Origin of the sequence: Candidatus Stoquefichus massiliensis AP9 (genome assembly GCF_000455285.1) — a bacterium.
Classification (GTDB): domain Bacteria; phylum Bacillota_I; class Bacilli_A; order Erysipelotrichales; family Coprobacillaceae; genus Stoquefichus; species Stoquefichus massiliensis.
In genome coordinates this window covers 349,062-351,277 of sequence record NZ_HG005285.1, presented here as the reverse complement: position 1 = coordinate 351,277, position 2,216 = coordinate 349,062, and the positions used below count along the sequence as shown (strand labels likewise).

The 2,216-nt window shown below is 30.1% G+C and carries 3 protein-coding genes; 2 read left to right on the top strand and 1 reads right to left on the bottom strand.

Annotated features, from left to right (window positions below; translation table 11 throughout):
• Together BN350_RS21245 and BN350_RS03980 are read left to right on the top strand one after the other, a co-directional pair.
• Positions 1-497, top strand: a 497-nt coding sequence (locus BN350_RS21245) for an MATE family efflux transporter (RefSeq protein WP_044600118.1), incomplete at its 5' end; no start/stop codon positions are given.
• A gap of 15 nt (positions 498-512) precedes the next feature.
• Positions 513-1,607 (top strand): metallophosphoesterase, encoded by a 1,095-nt coding sequence (locus BN350_RS03980; RefSeq protein ID WP_028042422.1) that lies wholly within the window; start codon positions 513-515, stop codon positions 1,605-1,607.
• Here BN350_RS03980 and BN350_RS03975 read toward each other — a convergent pair.
• Positions 1,597-2,136, bottom strand: coding sequence for an MntP/YtaF family protein (locus BN350_RS03975; protein ID WP_028042421.1), 540 nt, complete (start codon positions 2,134-2,136; stop codon positions 1,597-1,599). The genes BN350_RS03980 and BN350_RS03975 overlap by 11 nt on opposite strands.
• Positions 2,137-2,216 lie beyond the last annotated feature (80 nt).

Here is a 2,216-nt window from a genome sequence, read left to right as displayed (position 1 = left end):
CATTTTTCATGATGCCAGTAGGAACAATTGGATTAGCATTATCAACCTTTGTTTCACAAAATAAAGGAGCCAATCAACGTCAACGTATTCGAGATGGTGTCAAATATGGAAATTTGATTGCGATTGGATGGGGAATTGTTATTACAGTTATATTGGTTATTATGGCACCATTTCTTGTACATTTATTATCTGGTTCAAATGAACCTACAGTCATAGAGAATGGAACATTATATTTAAGAATAAATGCACCTTTTTATGCAGTGTTAGGAATTCTGTTAAATTTAAGAAATTCATTACAGGGATTAGGTATGAAAATTATTCCATTGATTTCAAGTGTTATAGAATGTTTAGGAAAGGTGATGTTTGTTGCTTTGTTTATACCAGTTTTAGGTTATTTTGGTGTAATTATTTGTGAACCTGTTATTTGGTGTTGTATGGCAATTCAGTTGGCCTGGTCATTCTATCATAATCCATATATTCAAAGTCTTGAAAATTAATGAAAGGATGAGAGAATGAATTCATTATTTTTACAATTACCTTTATTAGCGATACTTCCTACAGGTCTTTATTTTTATTTCTTTTTTAAAAGAATATATCAAACATGGTTTGAACCAACATTACTAATAAAGATTATTTTATCCATATTAACAATTTGTTTTGTCATGCCATTAACATATATATGGGGTGTATGGACAGTTATTGTCTATTATTTATTGTGTTTTTGTTTATTGATGGATATATTTGTATGGCTTATTAAAAAGACTAAATATCATCATGATAGACTGATGAAAATTTATCATTTAGGAATGATTCCTATTCTATGTTTAATGTTAACACTTGGCTATGGATATCATCATATGAAAGATATTCAAGTTCAGAAATATACTATTTATACACAAAAACAAATCAGCCAAAATTACCGAGTTGTTTTGATGAGTGATCTGCATTTTGGAAATACAATGAATAAAGATGAATTAAAAACATATTGTCAACAGATATCACTACAAAAACCTGATCTTGTTTTGTTAGGTGGAGATATTGTTGATGAAAGATCAACTCATCAACAGATGTTGGATGCTTTTGAAGTGTTGGGAGATATAAAGAGTCAATATGGAATCTATTATGTTTATGGAAATCATGATGAAGCCCGTTATGCAAAAACACCCAACTTTTCAATGATCGAATTAGCTCAGACAATTGAAAAAAATGATATTCATATTTTGAGTGATCAAGTTGTGAATATTCATGGTGGTATGATTTTAGCTGGTAGAAATGATCGCAGTTATGGACAAAGAGAAACATCACAAGATTTATTAAAAAAGAATGGACATGATGATTTTATCTTAATGTTAGATCATCAGCCAGTTGATTTAAAAACAAATGATGAAATAGGAGTTGATCTGCAAGTGTCTGGACATACACATGGAGGACAAATGTTTCCTGTTGGTGTTATCAGCAATATTTTAGGCTTTGGTGAAATGAACTATGGGTATCGTCAAATGAAACACATGCAAGTCATTGTTTCTTCAGGTATTGCTGGTTGGGGTTATCCACTGCGAACAGGATCACAATCTGAATATGTGATTGTTGATATTCTTAAACAATAAATTCATAAAGACCTAAACACAAAATGATGATACTCGCAATTTTAGGAGTGTAGGATTGTATTTGGATTAAGAAAGAACTTCCTCGTAATGCTTGTGCTAATGCAATGAATAAAACTGAAAAAACAAAAGTAAAAAGACAAGTGGATATATAGGGCAATCCTGTAATACTGGCACCTAAGCATAAGCCAATGTTATTTAGTGATAGAGTAAAACCAAGGAAACATGTTTCCTGCCAAGAAAGATGCTGATGAGTCAATTTGATATCTGATTGTGATTTTTTGCTTAACATCATTAAACCAATCACAATCATAAAAAGTGCGCCTATATGATTGGCCGTATCTATTGATATAATTTTTAATAAAAAATGTCCTGCTTTCATGGAAATAAAAGTACCAAGAGTTGTTAAAGTAGCAATCAGAAGATTCTTAAATAAAGATATCTGAATATTTTTAATGCTATAAGATAGACCTAAAATAAAGCAATCTATATTTGCTGATAATGTTAAAAAGATTACAGAGAAAAAATGCATGAAATCACCTCTTCTTATGATATGATAAAAAAGAGAATATGATATGAAAAGAGAACTCAATTTTGAGTTCTCTTTTGATT

Excerpts from the sequence above, each read along its gene's own strand:
- BN350_RS03980 (WP_028042422.1), top strand. The coding sequence starts at position 513 with ATGAATTCATTATTTTTACAATTACCTTTATTAGCGATACTTCCTACA.
- BN350_RS03975 (WP_028042421.1), bottom strand. The coding sequence starts at position 2,136 with ATGCATTTTTTCTCTGTAATCTTTTTAACATTATCAGCAAATATAGAT.